At 70.7% G+C, this 18490-nt stretch carries 18 protein-coding genes and 1 pseudogene; 14 read left to right on the top strand and 5 right to left on the bottom strand.

The genetic code is table 11. The annotated features are described in order from the left end of the window. Nucleotides 1-19: 19 nt before the first annotated feature. Complete coding sequence (locus tag BKA15_RS28960) at nucleotides 20-871, bottom strand: ABC transporter permease (RefSeq protein ID WP_312879496.1); 852 nt, start codon at nucleotides 869-871, stop codon at nucleotides 20-22. Nucleotides 872-943: 72 nt separating this feature from the next. Here BKA15_RS28960 and BKA15_RS28955 point away from each other — a divergent pair, with 72 nt between their 5' ends. Further along, nucleotides 944-2044, top strand: a complete 1101-nt coding sequence (locus BKA15_RS28955) for a peptidoglycan recognition protein family protein (protein WP_179756885.1) — start codon at nucleotides 944-946, stop codon at nucleotides 2042-2044. 21 nt (nucleotides 2045-2065) lie between these two features. On the opposite strand, the gene BKA15_RS28950 is transcribed toward BKA15_RS28955, so the two are convergent. From BKA15_RS28950 to BKA15_RS28940, 3 genes are all read right to left on the bottom strand, one after another. Further along, nucleotides 2066-2857 (bottom strand): protein phosphatase 2C domain-containing protein, encoded by a 792-nt coding sequence (locus BKA15_RS28950; RefSeq protein ID WP_179756884.1) that lies wholly within the window; start codon nucleotides 2855-2857, stop codon nucleotides 2066-2068. Continuing rightward, nucleotides 2854-3849, bottom strand: a complete 996-nt coding sequence (locus BKA15_RS28945) for a hypothetical protein (RefSeq protein ID WP_179756881.1) — start codon at nucleotides 3847-3849, stop codon at nucleotides 2854-2856. Before BKA15_RS28945 ends, BKA15_RS28950 begins: the two co-directional genes overlap by 4 nt. 122 nt (nucleotides 3850-3971) lie before the next feature. Next, nucleotides 3972-5216 carry an AGE family epimerase/isomerase gene (locus tag BKA15_RS28940; protein ID WP_179756880.1) on the bottom strand — a complete coding sequence of 415 codons (1245 nt, stop codon included), beginning with the start codon at nucleotides 5214-5216 and terminating at the stop codon, nucleotides 3972-3974. 176 nt (nucleotides 5217-5392) lie between these two features. Here BKA15_RS28940 and BKA15_RS28935 point away from each other — a divergent pair, with 176 nt between their 5' ends. The 6 genes from BKA15_RS28935 (at nucleotide 5393) to BKA15_RS35075 (ending at nucleotide 10354) form a co-directional block, all read left to right on the top strand. Further along, complete coding sequence (locus tag BKA15_RS28935; RefSeq protein ID WP_179756878.1) at nucleotides 5393-6166, top strand: 6-phosphogluconolactonase; 774 nt, start codon at nucleotides 5393-5395, stop codon at nucleotides 6164-6166. 70 nt (nucleotides 6167-6236) lie between these two features. Next, nucleotides 6237-7148: an SMP-30/gluconolactonase/LRE family protein gene (locus BKA15_RS28930; protein ID WP_179756876.1), complete on the top strand. Its 912-nt coding sequence runs from the start codon at nucleotides 6237-6239 to the stop codon at nucleotides 7146-7148. Then, nucleotides 7145-7906 (top strand): SDR family NAD(P)-dependent oxidoreductase, encoded by a 762-nt coding sequence (locus BKA15_RS28925; protein ID WP_179756874.1) that lies wholly within the window; start codon nucleotides 7145-7147, stop codon nucleotides 7904-7906. The genes BKA15_RS28930 and BKA15_RS28925 overlap by 4 nt, the downstream gene beginning before the upstream one ends. Nucleotides 7907-7936: 30 nt before the next feature. Next, complete coding sequence (locus BKA15_RS28920; RefSeq protein WP_179756872.1) at nucleotides 7937-9775, top strand: transketolase; 1839 nt, start codon at nucleotides 7937-7939, stop codon at nucleotides 9773-9775. A 6-nt stretch (nucleotides 9776-9781) separates the two neighbouring features. Beyond that, entirely contained in the window at nucleotides 9782-9982 is a 201-nt protein-coding gene (locus BKA15_RS35080; RefSeq protein WP_218871619.1) for a hypothetical protein, read from the top strand. Between the two features lie 228 nt (nucleotides 9983-10210). Next, complete coding sequence (locus BKA15_RS35075; protein ID WP_218871618.1) at nucleotides 10211-10354, top strand: hypothetical protein; 144 nt, start codon at nucleotides 10211-10213, stop codon at nucleotides 10352-10354. On the opposite strand, the gene BKA15_RS28910 is transcribed toward BKA15_RS35075, so the two are convergent. Continuing rightward, complete coding sequence (locus BKA15_RS28910) at nucleotides 10332-11609, bottom strand: aspartate aminotransferase family protein (RefSeq protein ID WP_218871617.1); 1278 nt, start codon at nucleotides 11607-11609, stop codon at nucleotides 10332-10334. The genes BKA15_RS35075 and BKA15_RS28910 overlap by 23 nt on opposite strands. A gap of 95 nt (nucleotides 11610-11704) precedes the next feature. Between BKA15_RS28910 and BKA15_RS35980 the strand changes: the two genes are divergently transcribed. From BKA15_RS35980 to BKA15_RS28870, 7 genes and pseudogenes are all read left to right on the top strand, one after another. Then, nucleotides 11705-12277: a M81 family metallopeptidase gene (locus BKA15_RS35980; RefSeq protein WP_179756870.1), complete on the top strand. Its 573-nt coding sequence runs from the start codon at nucleotides 11705-11707 to the stop codon at nucleotides 12275-12277. Continuing rightward, nucleotides 12160-13146 carry an MlrC C-terminal domain-containing protein gene (locus BKA15_RS36655; RefSeq protein ID WP_312879719.1) on the top strand — a complete coding sequence of 329 codons (987 nt, stop codon included), beginning with the start codon at nucleotides 12160-12162 and terminating at the stop codon, nucleotides 13144-13146. Before BKA15_RS35980 ends, BKA15_RS36655 begins: the two co-directional genes overlap by 118 nt. Before the next feature lie 98 nt (nucleotides 13147-13244). After that, nucleotides 13245-14492, top strand: coding sequence for a RuBisCO large subunit C-terminal-like domain-containing protein (locus tag BKA15_RS28890; RefSeq protein ID WP_179756866.1), 1248 nt, complete (start codon nucleotides 13245-13247; stop codon nucleotides 14490-14492). Nucleotides 14493-14514: 22 nt separating this feature from the next. Further along, a pseudogene (locus tag BKA15_RS35970) lies at nucleotides 14515-15201 on the top strand (four-carbon acid sugar kinase family protein); the annotation flags it as partial. Nucleotides 15202-15335: 134 nt separating this feature from the next. After that, nucleotides 15336-15794 (top strand): nucleotide-binding domain containing protein, encoded by a 459-nt coding sequence (locus tag BKA15_RS35965; protein ID WP_246323291.1) that lies wholly within the window; start codon nucleotides 15336-15338, stop codon nucleotides 15792-15794. Next, on the top strand, nucleotides 15788-17776 hold the full coding sequence (locus tag BKA15_RS28875; protein ID WP_179756860.1) for a glycoside hydrolase family 127 protein: 1989 nt from the start codon (nucleotides 15788-15790) through the stop codon (nucleotides 17774-17776). The genes BKA15_RS35965 and BKA15_RS28875 overlap by 7 nt, the downstream gene beginning before the upstream one ends. 21 nt (nucleotides 17777-17797) lie before the next feature. Next, nucleotides 17798-18463 carry an aspartate/glutamate racemase family protein gene (locus tag BKA15_RS28870; RefSeq protein WP_179756858.1) on the top strand — a complete coding sequence of 222 codons (666 nt, stop codon included), beginning with the start codon at nucleotides 17798-17800 and terminating at the stop codon, nucleotides 18461-18463. The last annotated feature ends 27 nt before the right edge of the window (nucleotides 18464-18490 follow it).

The raw sequence follows: 18490 nt of genomic DNA, 5'->3' as shown, positions 1-18490 counted from the left end.
TGATCAACTCGGCCGGCGTTCAGCTGGTGATGTCCTTGCGGAGGAACCACCAGAACGCGAAGCCGAAGCCGATGATCGCGTAGCCGATCGACCAGAGTGCGCCGGTGGCCATCCGGGAGAAGTCGATGGTCGGGGCGAGGGCGGTGGCCCAGGCGAACGCGAAGTGCCCGGGCAGGCCGTCCGCGATCGGGCCGAGGGCCGGGATCGAGTCGAGGATCGCCGAGACGATCATGACCATGACGGCTCCGCCGACGGCCGCCAGCGGGGCGTCGGTGAGCACGCCGAACGCGAACGCCAACGCGGCGACCACGGCGAGGTTGAGGATCAGGTAGCCGATGATGATCGGCAGCCGGAGCAGGAAGTCGCCGAGGCTGAGTTGATCACCGGTCGGCGACAGGTACGAGTTCCAGCCGTACGCGAAGCCGCCGACGATCAACGTCCAGACCGGTAGCACGATCATCGCGGCGACGGCGGAGAGTCCGGCGATGATCAGCTTGCTGCCGAGCAGCCGGGCCCGCGGCACCGGCGCGATGAGCAGGTAACGCAGCGTTCCCCAGGCTGCCTCGGACGGCACTGTGTCGCCGAAGAACAGCGCCACCACGATGATCAACAGGAACCCGGTCGCCGCGTACAGGGCGAAGACGGTCAGGTTGGGCCCGCCGTACTGGGCCAGGTCGACGAACGTCGGCGCCGTCCCGTCGGACGGGCCGCCGAGCGCGAACGCTCCGATCAGCACCAGCGGCAGGGCGACCAGGACGGCCAGGATCCCGATCGTGCGCCGCCGGCCCAGCTGCCGCCGCAGCTCGGCCCGCAGCGGCAGGGCCGCCGTCGCGGCGCCGGTCTCCGGTCGGGTCTCGCTGGGTGCTGCCACGTGATCAGCCTAACCGGCGACAAATCGCCGTCGCTCGTCGTACGATCGGCGCAGCCCAATGGAGGGAGAGCCATGCGGACTCGTCGTGCCGTACTGAAGGGTGGTCTCGGGATCGCCGCCACTGCGATGATCGGCGGCACCGCCGCCACGGCGCACGCGGTGCCCAGCGCCACTTTTCCCTGGATCATCGACTGCGACAGCTGGGGTGCCCGGCCGCCGGCCGGCGCGCTGCCGCTCAGTGCGATCGCGACGAACAAGATCATCCTGCACCACATGGCCTTCCCGAACGTCACGGACTACTCGCGCGAGCAGGCGATCAAGCTCGCCAGGGATTGCCAGGACCTGCACATGGATCGCAACGGCTGGTCCGACACCGGCCAGCACTTCACGATCAGCCGCGGCGGGTACGTCCTCGAGGGCCGGCGCGGCAGCCTCGCTCAGCTGGACACCGGCGGCAACCAGGTGATCTCCGCCCACTGCCCGGGCGAGAACGGCCGCGCGATCGGGATCGAGAACGAGGGCACCTACATCACCGAGCTGCCGCCGGACGCGCTGCTCGAGTCGATGGTCAAGCTCTGCGTCGCCGTCTGCGAGCAGTACGGCCTGCACGCCTGGGACATCTTCGGCCACTGGGACTTCCGGCACACGCAGTGCCCCGGTATCGCGTTCTACGGGATCTTCCCGAAGGTCCGCCGCAAGATCGCCCGCAAGCTGGGCGAGGCGACGATGGACGAGGAGCGACGCTGGCCGGACCTGTGGCGGTTCGTCAACAGCCCGTCTGTGATCACCGTGCAGTACCTGCTCAACGTCCAGGGCTATCCACTGGCGCCGGACGGCGCGTTCGGGCCGGCCACGGTCGCCGCGGTGCAGGACTGGCAGGCTCGCAACGGAATCCCGGTCGACGTCGACGCGACGCTGACCCCGCCCACCTGGCGGTCGCTGGTCGAACCGGTGCCGGTCCGGCTCGGCGATTCCGGCCCGGCCGTCTCGGCGATCCAGACCATGCTCGCCACCAAGGGTTTCGGGACGACGGTGACCGGCGCCTTCGACGGTGTCACCGAGGTCGCCGTACGCAAGCTGCAGCGACTGCACCGGCTGCCGGCCGACGGAGTGATGTCGCCGTCGACCTGGTGCGCGCTGGTCGGCGGGATCGTCCGCGAGTCGTTCCGCTGATCTTTCGGCTTGGGCGACCGTTCAGCCGAGTTCGACGTACGCGATCGTCGCGTCGTCGTTGACCTTGGCGCGGGGCCACCCGGCCCGGTCGGCGTCGGCGGCTTCGAGCTGGCGGACCTGCTCCAGGACGGCCATCGGACCGTCGGCCGCGAGCGTCGCGAACACCGTCGGCCAGTCCTGATCATGGAACAGGTCCACGCCGCGGGCTGCGCCGTCGGACAGCAGGGCGAACACGTCGACCTCCTCCCGCGGCCAGGACCTGATCATGGCCTGGTCGGCCGCCGCCGGATCGGTGCCGGCCACCCAGAACCCGCCGGGCCGGTTCCGGTACGGAGTCATCCAGCCCGGCGCCGTGGGGTGACCCTCGCTGCGCAGCCGGGTGACCAGCCGGTCCAGCCGGTCATCGGTGACCACCGTGGGGCCCTCGTCCGGACCGGTCACGATCAAGGTCGAGTCGGCCAGCACGAGCGATTCCAGCCGGTCGGTGAGCCGGGTGACGATCACCGTGGCCGAGGGCGAGTTCGGATGATCAAGATCGCAGGCGCCGCCGTGCTGCGGGCGTACGTCCATGATCGCGAGCCGCAGCGCCTCCGGCAGCGGCGTGGCCGGGTCGGTCGCGTGGCCGAGCAGAGCCGGGCCGAGCCGGTTGACGTACCAGTGCACGCCGTGGCTGCAGCCGCTGGCCAGGTGCTTCAGGTTGCCGGCGCCGTCGAGCAAGACGATCACGCCGTCCCGCGCGAGCACGAGGTCCTCATTGGGCCGGTCCGGGAATGCCGGCAGCGTGGCGATCCGTACCTCCGGCGGCGCGGTCACTGCTTGAGCGCGTGGATCCGGGCGAGGGTCCAGCCGCCGGACGGCGACGCTTCGATCCCCACCACGCCGACCAGGTTCTTGCTGTCGTCGATCACCTGGTTGAGCATAGCGACGTGCATACCGCCGTGATATTCACCGGTCTCGGCCTGGACCAGGCAGCGGCGCCAGTTGTTCTGCGACATCAGCCGGCCGGCGTTGGTCACCCACATCGTGTAGATCGTGCCCTTGATGTATTCAAGATCATCTCGACAGGCCGGATAACTGGTGTTGGGGCTCTGCAGCAGGTAGAGCCCCTTCGGGTACGTGGAACTGCCGTTCATCGCACCGACGTTGAGGTTCCACGGCACGTCGAACTCCGCGGTTTGGCCGTTGACGATCCGGTCGTACGACCCGTAGTAGAGATCGCTCACCGAGTCGACCATGCCCATCGTCTTGTAGTAACTGAACGGCTGCTTGGACCCGAAGCCGATGCCGCCGTTCGGGTCGACGCCGACCCAGTTGGCGGCGACCAAGATCATCTGGCCGAGGGTGCCGCCGCGCAGTTGGGTCAGGTCCCAGGTTTCGGTCATCCCGCTGTCCCAGGTGATCGACAGCCGGCCGGTGTTGTCGGTGCCGTCGAACGTGTATCCGCCCTGCCAGGTGCCCGAGTAGGTCGAGGTCGCGGTGTAGATCGTGCATCTCTCGACGCCGTTGCACGGGCCGGCATAGCCGATCCGCGCCTTCGCAGGGGCATCCTCGTGGTCGTACTGCACGAAGCGGCCGGTGATCCGGCCGCTGGTCGCGGTACTGGGCGTCATCGCATACGTCACGTTGCGGACCCAGGGCGAGTGGTTGGCGATCAGGCCCAGATTGGCGGACCAGGCGTAGCGGGTCAGCCCGGTGTTGGCCTGGGCCGGCGTCGGACCACCGGTGACTACGAGCACGACCAGCAAGACCAGTGCACCGCAGCTCCGGCCGATCCGGCGGAGGTTGTGGCTCGGACGAGTGATCATTCGGCACCTCCAGCACGATTCCGGCTTGGGATGGTGTGATCGTAAGGCGGCAGTGACGCCCACCACAAGAGCTCCGGACGACCAGAATTCTGATAGAGGATGGACCCTAATTCGGACCGAAATCAGGCGGTCAGCAGTTGCATCAGGTTCCGGGTGACGTGGAACGGGTCCTTGACCGGCAGGGCGACGACCTGGTCCAGCGGTCGGCCGGCCCGGTCCCGGATCTGGATCCATTCCTCGCCGTCGTCGCCGCCGGGGAACGTGTTGATCATGAAATCCCAGACCCGGAGCAGCCAGTCCCGGGACCCGGCGTGGCCGTACCGCCGGGTGGCGATCATGGTCGTCGCCGCGGTCTCGGAGTGCACCCACCAGAGCTTGGTGTCCCAGGTGTTGATCAGTCCCTGTTCGTACGGGCTGCCGGCGTCGGTCCCGCGCGGCCGGACCGGCCCGCCCGCGTCAACATAGCGCAGCAGGCCGCCGAACTCCGGGTCCCAGGCGGAGGCGCAGAGGGCCGGAATCCCGTCCAGCAACCGATCCCGGTGCCGATGATCATCGAGCAGGTCCATCGCGGCCAGCGCCATCCAGGTGCCTTCGATGGCATGTCCGGGCACCCGGTGCCGGCCCAGCAGCGTGTCAGTCGAGGCCGGCAGCAGCTCGGCGAACGTGCCGTCCGGCAGCCGGTGGGTGATCATCGACTCCAGCGCCTCGGCCAGCCACTCCCGGTACGGCCCCGTGCCGCCGACCGCCAGGTCGGCCTGGGCGGCGGCCAGCAGCACGTTGACCAAGATCATCTTCGGCCCGTAGGCGGTGTGGCCGGCCGGGATCGGGTACGGCGGCGTCGGTGCCGTGCCGGCCAGGATGTCGGCCCGGGCCCGGCGCAACACCGGGTCGGCCAGGTCGAGCCAGGACCGGTCCCGCTCCACCCGGGCCAGTTCGGCCAGGCCGAGCACCGCGAAGCAGTCGGCGTAGACGCTGCGATCGGGCTGGCCACCACCGCGGCTCTCGGCGAGCGGCCGGCCGTCCCGCGTGGTGGCGTACCAGCAGGTGCCGTCCGGCCGGATCGCGTGCTCGGCGACGAACCGGGCACCCCGCCGGGCCCAGCCGAGCAGGTCCTCCGCCGAGCCGGCCAGGTCCCCCGCGGCGACCCGCTCGGCGGCGTGCGCCAGCAGCCAGACGAACCGGCCCTGGGACCAGGTGAACTTGTCCGTTCCGGTACGGTTCCGGCCGCGGTTGTCGAAGCAGGTGTGGAAGCCGCCGAGCTCGTGGTCGATCCCGCGGTCCAGCCAGAAGGGCAGAATCACCTGTTCCAGCTGCTCCCGCGCCGTGATCTTGATCTCCGTGATCCGGTCGCCGGCACCGTCAGCCATCCACTCCGCCCTCCCCCGAGCCCCACAAGACGGGACCGTCGTTGACCGGGAACGGGCCACACGCTACTGTCTTCTGCAACCGATTGCAATAGATTGGCAAGGGGGGACGACCCCCTTGAACCCCCGCTCCGCTCCGCGAACGGACAGGAGCGTTCTCTTTGAAAGGGGACCGCCTGATGGACCTCGCCGATTCTCGCCCTCTGGCCGGGGCCGTTGTGATCGAGCCGACCGAGGACGAGGCCGGGCGGCGCGCCGCCGCGGCGGCTGCCGACCTGATCGTCGCGGCCCAGCAGCGGTCCGGCGCGGCGCGGGTGATCTTCGCCAGCGCCCCGTCCCAGGACGCGATGCTGGCCCATCTCCGTGCCGACAACCGGATCGACTGGACCACGGTCCGCTCCTTCCACATGGACGACTACCTCGGCCTGGCCCCGGACCACCCGCAGGGCTTCGGCCAGTGGCTGGCAGACCGGTTGCCGGAGGCCGCGCGGGCCGGGCTGCAGCGGATCGACGCCACCGCCGACCCGGAGGCCGAGATCGCCCGCTACTCGGGCCTGCTGGCCGAGGCGCCGATCGACGTCACCTGTCTCGGCATCGGCGTGAACGGCCACATCGCGTTCAACGAGCCCGGCGACACCGACTTCGCCGACACCCGGCTGGTCCGGCGGATCCGGCTGGACGACGTGTCCCGCAAGCAGCAGGTCGACGATGAGCTCTTCGAGACCATCGATGACGTGCCGGAGTACGCGCTCACGCTGACCGTGCCGGCGCTGATGGGTGCCGCGGCCATGGTCGCGACGGTGATCGGTCCACACAAGGCCGACGCGGTACGGTCAGCGCTGGAGGGGCCGCTCACAACCGACTGCCCGGCCAGCGTGCTGCGCACCCACCGGCAGGCCTCGCTCTACCTCGACGCGGGCGCGGCCTCGCGGCTGACCCGGAAACCAAGCTGATCATGACCGGGCGCCGGACCCCGCTCCCCCACTGAGCCTGTCGCCGTCGCTGCTGCACCGGAGGGTACGGATGATCGCGACCACCGCCGACGCGCTGGCCGAGCCGGCCGGCCCGCGGACCGTGCTCGGCGAGAGCGCCCGCTGGGACGGCGAGGCCTGGTGGTGGGTCGACGCGGACCCCGGCCACGTCTGGACCCGACGGCCGGACGGGCCGGCCGAGCCGGTGGTCAGGAACGGCGGCCGCACGTCGCTGGTCCAGCCGGACGGTGCCGGCGCCGCCCTGGTGGTGCAGGGTACGACGCTGCTGGCGGCCCGTCGTGATCATGATCGGTCCTGGCGGCTGACCGGATTCGGTACGGTCGACGTACCGGACGGTTGGCTGGTCAACGACGGCGCCGCCGACGCCTCCGGCAACCTGTGGATCGGGAGCATCGAACCGGCCCGGACACCGGGAGCCGGCGAGTTGATCAAGGTCGACTCGGACGGCGCCAGCACCCGGCAGGCCGGCGGGATCACCTTGTCCAACGGCATGGTGTGGTCCGCCGACGGCACCGAGCTGTTCCACGCTGACACGTTCGGCCACGTGATCCTGCGGCACCGGGTCGATCCCGCGTCGGGCACGGTCACCGGGTCCGGGGTCGCGTTCGAGATCCCGGCCGAGGACGGGCTGCCGGACGGCCTGGCGGCCGACCAGGGCGGCGGACTCTGGGTCGCCCTTTACGGTGCCGGGCAGGTGCGCCGCTACACGCCGGACGGTACGGTCGACGTCGTGATCACGATCCCGACTCCCCAGGCGACCAGTGTCGAGCTCGGCGGGCCGGACGGCCGCGACGTGTTGATCACCAGCGCCCGGGAGGGCTTCTCCGACGCCGACTCGGCGGCGGACCCGTTGGCCGGCCGGCTGTTCACCGCCCGCTCCCCGTACCCGGGCCGGCTGCGGCCCATGATCACGCTGCCCGCGGCCGCCGGACCTCACGCATGACCGGGAAGCTGGCCGACCGGGTCGCGTTGATCACCGGAGCCTCTCGCGGCATCGGCGCGGCGACCGCCCGCAGGTTCGCCGCCGAGGGCGCGAAGGTGATCATCGCGCACCAGCCGCACCCGGAGCGGACCGCCGAGGCGGGGGCCGTCGCCGCCGAACTCGGCGACGCCGCCATCGCGCTGCCCGCGGATCTCGCGGACCCGGTCGCCGTCGAGCGCCTCGTCGAGGAGTCGGCGGCCCGCTGGGGCGGGCTGGACGTGGTCGTCGCCAACGCCGCGTACGAGACACACCGGCCGTGGCAGGAGATCACCGTCGAGCAGTGGGACCTGACCCAGGCGGTCAACGTCCGCGGCACCTTCCTGCTGGCCAAGCACGCCCATCCGTACCTGCGCGACTCCGGCCACGGCTCGTTCATCGCCCTGACGTCGATCATGGTCGACCTCGGCATGGTCGGCGCGATGCACTACACCACGAGCAAGGCCGCGATCATCGGGCTGGTCCGGACCCTGGCCCGCGAGGTCGGCCCGGACGGGATCCGGGTGAACGCGATCATGCCCGGCGCGATCCGTACCGAGAACGAGGTCCGGTGGGCACCGGACGAGACCGTCGCCGCCGAACGCATCCTGCCGCACCAGGCCCTGCAGCGCCGCGGCTACGCCGATGATCTTGCCGGCGCGTTCCTGTTCCTGGCCGGCGACGACAGCGCCTTCGTCACCGGCCAGATCCTCACCGTCGACGGAGGTTGGGTCCTCCGGTAGTCCTCGCGGCGTGTCGACACTAGTGGCAACATGGACCGGGTGACTGAGACCGAACGATTCCGCGAACTCGGGCAACAGCTGCGGGTCGACTCCGTTCGTGCGTCCAGTGCCGCCGGGTCTGGACACCCGACCTCGTCGATGTCAGCGGCCGATCTGATGGCGGTCCTGCTCGAAGGTGGCTATCTGCGCTGGGACGTCGACCAGCTGACGAACCCGGCCAACGATCACCTGATCTTCTCCAAGGGCCACGCATCGCCGCTCTACTACTCGATCCTGAAGGCGGCCGGCATCATCGACGACGCCGAGCTGTCGACGTTCCGTCAGCTGGGCAGCCGGCTGGAGGGTCACCCGACGCCCCGGATCCCGCCGACCGACGTAGCGACCGGGTCACTCGGTCAGGGCCTGCCGATCGCCGTGGGCATCGCGCTCGCCGGCCGTCGGCTCGACCGGATCGATTACCGCGTCTGGTGCCTGTGCGGCGACTCGGAGATGGCCGAAGGATCGATGTGGGAGGCCATCGAGCATGCCGCGTTCAACCGGCTGAGCAATCTCACCGCCATCATCGATGTCAACCGGCTCGGCCAGACCCGGGAAACGATGCTGGGCTGGGATCTGGATCGGTACCGGGCGCGGGCGGAGGCCTTCGGCTGGCACGCGATCACGATCGACGGCCATGACGTCGAGGCGATCAAGTCCGCCTACGACGAAGTTCTCGCCGTCACCGATCGCCCGACCATGATCATGGCCAAGACCATGAAGGGCCGCGGGGTCAAGGCCGTGGAGGACCTGCCGGGCAAGCATGGCAAGCCGTTGGACAACCCCGAGGAGGCCATCCGGGAGCTCGGCGGCGAGCGGGACCTGCGGGTGCAGTTGCGACGGCCCGACCCGGCCGAGCCGCACGAGTTCGCCGTCGCCGGCGGCGAACTGCCCAGCTGGGACGTCGACGAGGCGGTCGCCACCCGGCTGGCGTACGGCGAGGCCCTGACGGCGCTGGGATCCATCCGCGGCGACGTGGTCGCGCTCGACGGCGAGGTCTCGAACTCCACCCACTCCGAACTGTTCCGCGAGGCCCACGAGGATCGCTATTTCGAGATGTTCATCGCCGAGCAGCAGATGGTGGCTGCGGCGATCGGCCTGCAGGTGCGCGGCTGGGTGCCGTTCGCGTCGACGTTCGCTGCGTTCCTCTCGCGGGCGTACGACTTCGTGCGGATGGCGGCCATCTCGCAGGCGAACCTGCGACTGGCCGGCTCCCACGCCGGCGTCTCGATCGGCGAGGACGGTCCCTCGCAGATGGCGCTGGAGGACATCGCCTCGTTCCGGGCGATCCACGGCTCGACCGTGCTGCACCCTTCCGACGCCAACCAGACGGCGCAGCTCGTCGCTCAGCTGGCCGACCGGCCCGGCATCTCGTTCCTGCGGCTCCTGCGCGGCAAGACGACGGTCCGGACACCGGCGGACGAGAAGGTGATCATCGGCGGATCCCGTACCCTCCGCGACGGCGACAGCGTCGCCATCGTCGCCTGCGGGATCACGGTCGATCAGGCGGTTGCGGCGGCAGAAACCCTTGCCGACGAAGGAATCGACGCACGCGTCATCGATGCCTACTCGATCAAGCCGATCGACGCCGAGACGATCCGGGCCGCTGCGCGTGACTGCGGCGCCGTCATCACGGTCGAAGATCACTGGCCGGAGGGCGGGCTCGGCGAAGCGGTCCTCGAAGCGCTCGCCGAGACCGGCGACCGCCCTCCGGTGCACAAACTCGCGGTGCGTCAGATGCCCGGCTCGGGCAAGCCCGAGGAACTGCTGCGGCAGGCCGGAATCGATGCCGAGGGCATCGCAGCGGCAGCGCGCAACCTCGCGGCAGGCTGAGTGATCATGGAATCCGATCCGGGGGCGTTCCGGCCTCGCTCCGATCTCACCGACGCGGACACCGCGATCCGCGGTGAGGACAGCGGGCGACCTTGGTTTCGCGGCGACGAGGACGCCGCCTGCCGGTTCCTGGCCGATCTGGCCGGGAACGGTCGCGCCCTGGAGTTCGGGATCGGCGACGGACGGAGGATTGCGGACGCAGGATGATCAAGTTCGCTGCTTCGAGAACGCGGCCCGGCATCTCGGCGACGACGGCGCGTTCGTGGTGGAGACGGACGTGCCGACCACCTGGACCGACGAGCACGAATACGTCCGGCCGCGCTGGATCGGCACGAAGGCGTCGGGCTCAACGTCTGCCGCTACGGCCCGTCCACGCAGGTCTTCCTGGAGAATCTGGTACGGATCTCGGGCACCGGGATCACGTCGGGCACGGGCGTGTACCGACTGGCCTGGCCGAGCGAGCTGGACCTGATGGCACGGCTCGCCGGGCTACGCCTGAGCGAACGCTGGGCCGGCTGGAACCGGGAACCGTTCGTTGCCGACAGCACCCTGCACGTCAGCGCCTACCGCCGGCGCTGAGGGCGGCGTCGAGGCGTTCGAGTACGGCAGCCAGCTCGGAGTCGCCGTGCGCCGCCGACACGTACCAGATCCCGCGCGGCGCGACCCAGATTCCATGATCGACAAGGACCGGCACCAGGTCCGCGTAGCGCTTCAGGTCCAGCCGGCCCAGTCCCGCGGCATCGATGACCGGGGCCGGGTCGCCGAACCCGACGTGGAACGCCATCGGCAGGCCTTGCACCCGTAGCGGAAGATCATGATCGACACCGAGCTTGCGGATGCCGTCGATCAACCGGGCGCCGTGCTCCTCGACCCGCTGGTACGGGGCATCGCGCCGCAGCACGGTCAGCGCGGCGGTGACGGCGGCACAGGCCGGCACCGAGGAGTTGAACGTGCCGGAGTGGTTGACCCCCGCGGCGAACCGGTCCATCACGTCGGCCCGGCCGGCCAGCGCCGACACCGGCCAGCCGCCGGCCATCGCCTTGCCGTACACGGCAAGATCGGGCGTCACGCCGAACCGCTCCGCGGCGCCGCCGAGCGTCAGCCGGAAGCCGGTGATCACCTCGTCGAAGATCAACACCGCGCCGTGCTCGGTGCACAGTTCGCGAACCCGTTGCAGATAACCGTTCTCGGGCGGGATCGCGCCGCTGTTGCACATCATCGGCTCCAGAATCACGGCCGCGATCTCGCCGCCGTGCTCGTCGAACGCCCGAGCCAGCGCCACCGGGTCATTGAACCCGAGCACGATCGAGTCGTCCAGGTGATGGGCCAGCTGCCCCTCGCTGGCCGGGCCGGTGACGCCGTCGACGGTCTTGATCAACACGTTGTCCAGCCAGCCGTGGTAATGCCCCTCGAACCGGACGAACCGGGTCCGCCCGGTCGCGGCCCGGGCCAACCGCAGCGCGGCCTGGTCGGCTTCCGTACCGGAGACGCCGAAGCGGACCCGCTCGGCCCAGCCGATGCTGTCCAGGAAGAGCTCGCCGGCCTCGTTCTCCAGCACGTGCTGAGAACCGAACACGCCACCCCGGCGCATCGCCGACTCGACCGCCGTGATCACCTCGTCGTGGGCGTGGCCGAGGAAGTTCGGCCCCTGGCCGAGCAGGTAGTCGACGTAGTCGTTGCCGTCCGCGTCCCACAGCCAGGCGCCCTTGCCGCGATCGAAGAAGACCGACGGGCTGGTCAGCCGGACGTTCGAGTGCACGCCGCCGGGGGTCAGCTCGACCGCCCGGGCCCGCAGCTCCCGGCTCCTGGTTTCGCTCCGCGAGTTCATGATCATCCGCCTCGATGTCCAGCCGACTGATTTTCATTCAGTGGGATCAGTGTTTCTGTTGGCGGTGTTACCCTACCAGCAGTCGGAACGAAGGACGGATCGTGAACCAGCCTCGCCCGCGGATCGCCGCGATCGGCGTCTTCCACGAGACCAACACCTATTCGCCGCTGCCGACCGACCTGGCCGCCTTCCGCCGCCGGGGGTTGATGCGTGGGTCCGCCTGGGTCGACGCGTTCGCCGGCACGCGTACCGTCGGCGGCGGTTTCCTGGCCGGGGCCGCCGAGGCCGGACTGGACCTGATCGGCGTCTTCGGCGCGTACGCCACGCCGGCGGGACTGGTCACCGCCGAGGCGATGGACGTGATCATCGACGGCATCCGGACCGGGCTCGATCGCGCCGGTGCGGTCGACGGCGTGCTGCTCGAACTCCACGGGGCCCTGGTCGCCGACCGCTACGCCGACGCCGAGCAGACGATCCTCACGCTGCTCCGGAACCGCCTCGGCGACCGCCCGATCATCGCGGTCACCGATCTGCACGCCAATGTCCGGACCGGCCGATTGTCCGAACTGGATGCCCTGATCGGCTATCGGACCAACCCGCACGTCGACACGTTCGACCGTGGCCGGGACGCCGCGTTGATCATGGGCCGAGTGCTCCGCGGGGCCTCACGCTGACCCGGGCCCATCGCGGTCTGCCCTGCCGGGCCATCCCCTCCAGCCAGGCGACCGCCGACCGGCCGCTGCGGTTGATCATGGACCGGGCCAGAGCTCTGGAGTCCGAGTACGGCCTGCTCGACGTCACCGTCCACGCCGGCTACGCGTACGCCGACGTGCCCTGGCTCGGCCTGGGGTTCTCGGCGGCGGCCGACGTCCGCTACCGGGACTCGGCCGACGCTGCGGTCGCCGATCTGGCGGCCTACGCCGAACCGCTGATCGGGGAGTTCGCGCGGGAGCTGCCGCCGCCGGCCGAAGCCTTCGCCGACGCGCTGTCGGACCCCGGGTTGGTGGCGATCGCCGACACCGGCGACAACATCAACGGCGGCTCGCCGGGCGACGGGACCTGGCTGCTCCGGCTGGCCCTTGATCATCCCGAGGTGCCGATCCTCGGCACGTTGTGGGACCCGGAGGCGGCCGCGGCGGCTCATCGAGCCGGAGTGGGAGCGACCGTCGCCCTGGAGCTGGGTGGCCATTCCGGTCCGAGCTCGGGCACCCCGGTCCGGGTCGAGGCGACCGTACGGGCACTCACGGACGGCACCTTCGTCAACACCGGGCCGATGGCGACCGGAGCCAGGGTCGACATGGGAGACGCGGCGGTGATCAGGATCGGCGCGATCGACCTCGTGCTGCAGTCGACGCCGGTCCAGCCGAACGACCCGGACCTGTTCCGCTCGCTGGGTCTCGACCCGAGTGCGTACCGGATCGCGATGCTGAAGGGCGCGGCCGCGATCCGGGCCGGCTGGTCCCCCGTCGCCGACCGCTTCGTCGACGCCGCCACGCCCGGACCGTGCGACGCCGATCTCGCCCGGCTCCCGCTCACCCACTGACCCGGCCGGGATCCCCAATCGCGCCGGTACTTGCTTCCTGCCCTCGTTATGCATGAAAATGCGAGTGTGCATGTACAGTCGGCGGAGGTTGAACTCAGGTGACGGAGCTGGTGCGGGCGGTCTACGAGATCGAGACGGCGCTGCCGCTCGAGCAGGCGGCCGAGGTGATGGCCGGCGAGCAGTCGAGCGGGACGTTCGTCGCGGTCGCCCGGGAGACCGCCGAGTTGAAGCAGCGGCACCGCGCGACCGTCGCCGCGATCGAGGACCTGCCGCCGAGCGGCCGGCCGCCGCTGCCCGGTGCGGCCGGCGACTGGAGCCGGGCGCGCCGTGGTCGGGTCATGATCGACTTCCCACTGCGGAACTTCGGCCCGTCGCTGCCCAACCTGCTCGCCGCGGTGGCCGGCAACCTGTTCGAGTTGCGCGAGGTCGGCGCGCTCCGGCTGGTCGACCTCGAGCTCCCGGACGCGTTCGCCGAGGTCTACCCGGGCCCGGCGTTCGGCGTGGACGGCACCCGCAAGCTGATGGACCGGCCGGACGGGCCCATGATCGGCACCATCGTCAAGCCCAGTGTCGGGCTCTCCGGCGAGGAACTGGCGGCGCTGGTGACCGAGCTGGCCGAGGCCGGGATCGACTTCATCAAGGATGACGAACTGCAGGGCAACCCGCCCCATCTGCCGCTGGCCGAACGAGTCGCCGTGGTCACCGACGCCCTGAAACGGGTGGCGGACCGGACCGGTCGGCTGCCGATGTACGCCTTCAACATCACCGACGACATCTCCCGGCTAGCCTCGAACCATGATCTCGTCCGGGACGCCGGCGGCCGCTGCGTCATGATCTGCGTGACGACGGTCGGGCTGCCCGGATTGCACTATCTCCGGGAACGCTGCGAGCTGCCGATCCACGGCCACCGGGCGATGTTCGGGGCGTTGTCCCGCTCGCCGCAGCTCGGCCTCGACTTCGTCGCGTTCCAGAAGCTGGCCCGGCTCGCCGGCGCCGATCACCTGCACACCAACGGGATCTCGAACAAGTTCTACGAGACCGATGATCAGGTGGTCGCCTCGATCGCCGCGGTCCGGGCGCCCTTGTTCGGCGGCTATCCGACGTTGCCGGTGCTGTCCTCCGGCCAGTCGCCGGGCCTGGCTCCCGCGACGTACGGGATGGTCGGGACCGCCGATCTGCTGGTACTCGCCGGCGGCGGCATCCACGGCCATCCGGCGGGGCCGGGCGCCGGGGTTCGGGCGATGCGGTCGGCCTGGGACGCCGCCTTGGCCGGCGAGGATCTTGATCAACGAGCCGGCCGGGACGCCGACCTGGCCACCGCCCTCGAGACGTTCGGACGCCGCTGATGGCGCCCGCGGAGTGCCGCCCATGACGCAGGTGGGGTTCTACGGGGACGACTTCACCGGGTCGATCGACGCGCTGCTGCAGTACCGGCGCGCCGGGCTGGACGGTGTCCTGCTGACCGGGCCGGACGACCTGGCGTCGGGGCTCGCCGATCACGCGGTGGTCGGTATCGCCGGGATCTCCCGCTCGCTGCCCGCCGACGATCTGGCCACCGAGGTGGCGCCGGCGCTGGTCCGGCTGCGGGACCTCGATCCGCGCGTGGTGCAGTACAAGGCCTGCTCGACGGCCGATTCCTCGCCGGAGACGGGCAGCGTGGGCCGGGTGCTGGAGCTGGCCCGGCAGGTGTTCCCGCCGGCGCCGGTGCCGATGATCTTCGCCCAGCCGGACTTCGGCCGCTATACCGTCTTCGGTCAGCACTTCGCCTCCGACGGTCGGCGGGTGCACCGGCTGGACCGGCACCCGATCATGGCGCACCATCCGGTGACGCCGATCGCCGAGGCGGACCTGGCCCGGCTGATCGGCCGGCAGACCTGGCTCTCGGTCGGGTCGGTGCCGTGGACGGAGTACGCCGACCCGGACCGGCTGGCGACCTTGATCAACTCCGGTGCCGACGCGGCCGTGATCTGTGACGCGCTCACCGATGATCACCTCGAACTGGTCGCCCGCGCCGCCCTCGCCGACCCCGCGCGACCGCGGTTCATGATCGGGTCCGGTGGGCTGAGCCTCGGCGTCGGGCGGGCCCTTCGACAGGCTCAGGGTTCGGAGGGAGGTGCGGCTCAGGGTTCGGAGGCACGCGGGCTGGGCCTGTCGAAGTCCAACCAGGTGGCCCCGGCGACGGACGCACGCTGGCCCTCAGCGGCAGCGCGTCGCCGCGCACCCGCGAACAGATCCGGAACGCGGTACGGGCCGGCTGGCAGGAGCTGGATCTGTTCCAGGACGGGGTTGCCGAGCGGGCCGTCGCGCGGCACCGGTCCGGCGTTCCGGTCGTGGTGCACACCCTGTCCCGGGACCGCGTCGAGGCGTCTGACAGGGTCGCCGACCGGCTGGCCGAGGTCGCGCACGCCTGCCTCGACGCGGTGCCCGAGACCAGGCTGCTCGGCTGCGGCGGCGACACCTCCGGCAGCCTGCTGCGCCGGCTCGGGGTCCGGGAGTTGATCATCGAGGCGGAGCCCTGGGGCAATCTCGCCTTCTGCCGGGCCTCGCTCGGTTCCGGTTCGTTCGAGGTGATCTTGAAGGGCGGCCAGATGGGCACCGCCGACGTGTTCGAAGACGTACGACAGGGAAGGCCGCACGCCGCATGTTGACCGACACCTCCGCGAGCCGGCACGCGCTGATGACCTCACTGCCGCCCGCGGCCTGCTCCATCGGCGGCGACTCGCCGCTGGCCCGGCTGCGCGCCCGCGCGATCGAGATCACCATCCCGACCATGGGTTCGATCATGTTCGACCCGGCGATCTCCCATGCGTACCAGAACTTCCTGATCGCCGCCGGTGCGGCCGACGGTGACCGGCAGGGCCCGCCGTTCATGGACGGCGACTTCTACAAGTGGCTGGAGGCGGCCGCCACGATCCTGGCCGAGACCGGCGACCCGCGGCTGGAGAAGTGGCTCGACCTCGGCGCGGCCGCGATCGCCGCCGCGCAGCAGCCCGACGGCTACCAGCACACCAAGACCACGGCCGCCCGGCGAACCGACCCGGCCGTGCGGCCGCTGGCCGAGACGATGGACTTCGAGACGTACAACTTCGGCCACTTGATCAACTTGGCCTGTATCCACCACCGGGTCACCGGCCGCGACGACTACCTCCGGTTGGCGATCAAGGTCGCCGGCTACCTGCGGCGGACCTGCGACGAGGATCCGGCGGCGATCGCCCGCTGCAACACCTGCCCGTCGCACTATATGGGCGTGATCGAGCTCTACCGGACCACCGGCGATGATCAATATCTGGCGTTGGCGGAGCGGCTGCTCGACCTGCACGGCGGCAAGGGCACGGCCGGCGGCGACGACAACCAGGACGTCCTTTCGGTACGGGAGCAGCGCAAGGCCGTCGGCCACGCGGTCCGCGCCAACTACCTCTACGCCGGGATGGCCGACGTGGCGCTGGAGACCGGCGACCCGGAGTTGATCACCGCGCTGAACGCGATCTGGGACGACCTGGTCTCCAGCAAGTTGTACCTGACCGGCGGCTGCGGCGCGCTCTACGACGGCGCCTCGCCGGACGCCGGCCAGGACTATTCCATGATCACCAAGACGCATCAGGCCTACGGGCGTCCGTACCAGCTGCCGCAAACCACCGCCTACAACGAATCCTGCGCCTCGCTCGGCTACCTGATGCTGGCCTGGCGGATGCTGCTGCTGACGGGCGAGGCCCGCTTCGCCGACGAGATCGAGCGGGTGATCTACAACGCGCTGCCGGCCATGATCGGCGCCGACGGGAAGAGCTACTTCTACACGAACCCGCTACGTCAGGTGCGCGGGCTGCCGTACCCACTGCGGCGGGCCGGCGACCCCGGCGGCACCGCGGTCCCGCCGTCCGACCACCGGGGCCGGCAGGAGTACATGAACCACTGCTTCTGCTGCCCGCCGAACATCGCCCGGTTCATCGCCGAGCTGCCCTACTACCTGTATTCCCAAGCGGACAACGGGATCTGGGTGCACCAGTATCTGACCGGCCACGCCACGGCGGCGCTGGGCGGGGTGCCGGTCACCCTGCGCCAGCAGACCGCCTACCCGGCCGACGGCACGGTGACGATCACCGTCACTGCCGAGCGGCCGGTCCGCGGCACGATCCGGCTCCGGCTCCCCGGCTGGGCACCCGGCACGACCGTCGAGGTCGACGGCACCATGATCGAAGCGGTCGAGAACGGCTATGCGGTGATCAACCGCGAGTGGGACGCCGCGACGATCACCGTACGGATTCCACTGCGACCCCGGATGATCACCGCCCACCACTTCGTCGAGGAGGCCGCCGGCCAGGTCGCGGTGGTCCGCGGGCCGGTCGTCTACTGCCTGGAGAGCGCCGACCTGCCGCCGCAGGTGGGCATCGAGGCGGTGCTGCTGCCGCGTACCGTCGCGTGGACCGAACAGCCCGGGACCGGGATCTTCGCCGGCCACGTGCTGCTCACCGCGACGGCGCTGCGCCGGCCCGACCAGGTGCCGTCCGGTTCCCTGTACGGGGAGCTGGTGCCGGCCGAGCCGGAACCGCTGCCGGTCCGACTGGTCCCGTACGGACTCTGGGGCAACCGGGGTCCGGGCGAGATGTCGGTCTGGAACGCGCTGTCCTGGTAGTCCCCGAGCCTGGAGTTGATCATGACCCGCATCGCCTTCATCCACACCGGCGCCGTCGTCATCCCGACGTTCGCCGCGCTGGCCCGGACGCACCTGCCGGACGTCGAGGTGCAGCATCTGCTGGACGACAAGATCGTCGCCGACCTCGGCCGGGACGCCGCCGCAACCCACGTCGCGGACCGGTTGCAGGCGCTGGGCCGGGCGGCGGTCGATGCCGGCTCCAGCGCGGTGATCTTCTCCTGTTCCTCCATCTCGGGCTACGCGACTGAGCTGCAGCAGCGGCTCGGCGTGCCGGTGCTCCGGATCGACGAGGCGATGGCCGACCGGGCCGTGGCCGTCGGCAGCCGGATCGCCGTGATCGCCACCCTGCCGACCACGCTGCGCCCGACCGCGGCGCTGCTGCGGGAGCGGGCCGAGCTGGCCGGGCGGCCGGTGGAGCTGGCCGAACGGGTCGTCGACCGTGCGTTCCAGGCGGTCAGTTCCGGCGACCAGGCCGGGCACGACCGGCTGGTCGGGGCGGCGATCATCGAACTGGCCGAGGAGCACGACGTGATCGTGCTCGCCCAGGCGTCGATGGCCGGCGCCGCCGCGGCCGTCCAGGTCGGTGTCGAGGTGCTGACCAGCCCCGAGCTGGGCGTGCGGCGGGCGGCCGAGGTCGTCGGAACTCTCGACCGGGCGACGCCGTGAATACCCCTGCGGTCAGGCCCGGCGCTG

This window comes from Microlunatus parietis (assembly GCF_013407955.1).
GTDB classification, from domain to species: Bacteria; Actinomycetota; Actinomycetes; order Propionibacteriales; family Propionibacteriaceae; genus Microlunatus; species Microlunatus parietis.
The sequence above is the reverse complement of the archived record's forward strand: the minus strand, read 5'-3'. Positions and strand labels throughout refer to the sequence as shown.

Bases quoted from the DNA above. Each gene is read 5' to 3' on its own strand.
- BKA15_RS28940 (WP_179756880.1), bottom strand. From the start codon at position 5,216: ATGGCTGACGGTGCCGGCGACCGGATCACGGAGATCAAGATCACGGCG.
- BKA15_RS28955 (WP_179756885.1), top strand. From the start codon at position 944: ATGCGGACTCGTCGTGCCGTACTGAAGGGTGGTCTCGGGATCGCCGCC.
- BKA15_RS35080 (WP_218871619.1), top strand. From the start codon at position 9,782: ATGGAATCCGATCCGGGGGCGTTCCGGCCTCGCTCCGATCTCACCGAC.
- BKA15_RS28935 (WP_179756878.1), top strand. From the start codon at position 5,393: ATGGACCTCGCCGATTCTCGCCCTCTGGCCGGGGCCGTTGTGATCGAG.
- BKA15_RS28920 (WP_179756872.1), top strand. From the start codon at position 7,937: ATGGACCGGGTGACTGAGACCGAACGATTCCGCGAACTCGGGCAACAG.
- BKA15_RS28875 (WP_179756860.1), top strand. From the start codon at position 15,788: ATGTTGACCGACACCTCCGCGAGCCGGCACGCGCTGATGACCTCACTG.
- BKA15_RS28910 (WP_218871617.1), bottom strand. From the start codon at position 11,609: ATGATCATGAACTCGCGGAGCGAAACCAGGAGCCGGGAGCTGCGGGCC.
- BKA15_RS28925 (WP_179756874.1), top strand. From the start codon at position 7,145: ATGACCGGGAAGCTGGCCGACCGGGTCGCGTTGATCACCGGAGCCTCT.
- BKA15_RS28930 (WP_179756876.1), top strand. From the start codon at position 6,237: ATGATCGCGACCACCGCCGACGCGCTGGCCGAGCCGGCCGGCCCGCGG.
- BKA15_RS28945 (WP_179756881.1), bottom strand. From the start codon at position 3,849: ATGATCACTCGTCCGAGCCACAACCTCCGCCGGATCGGCCGGAGCTGC.
- BKA15_RS28870 (WP_179756858.1), top strand. From the start codon at position 17,798: ATGACCCGCATCGCCTTCATCCACACCGGCGCCGTCGTCATCCCGACG.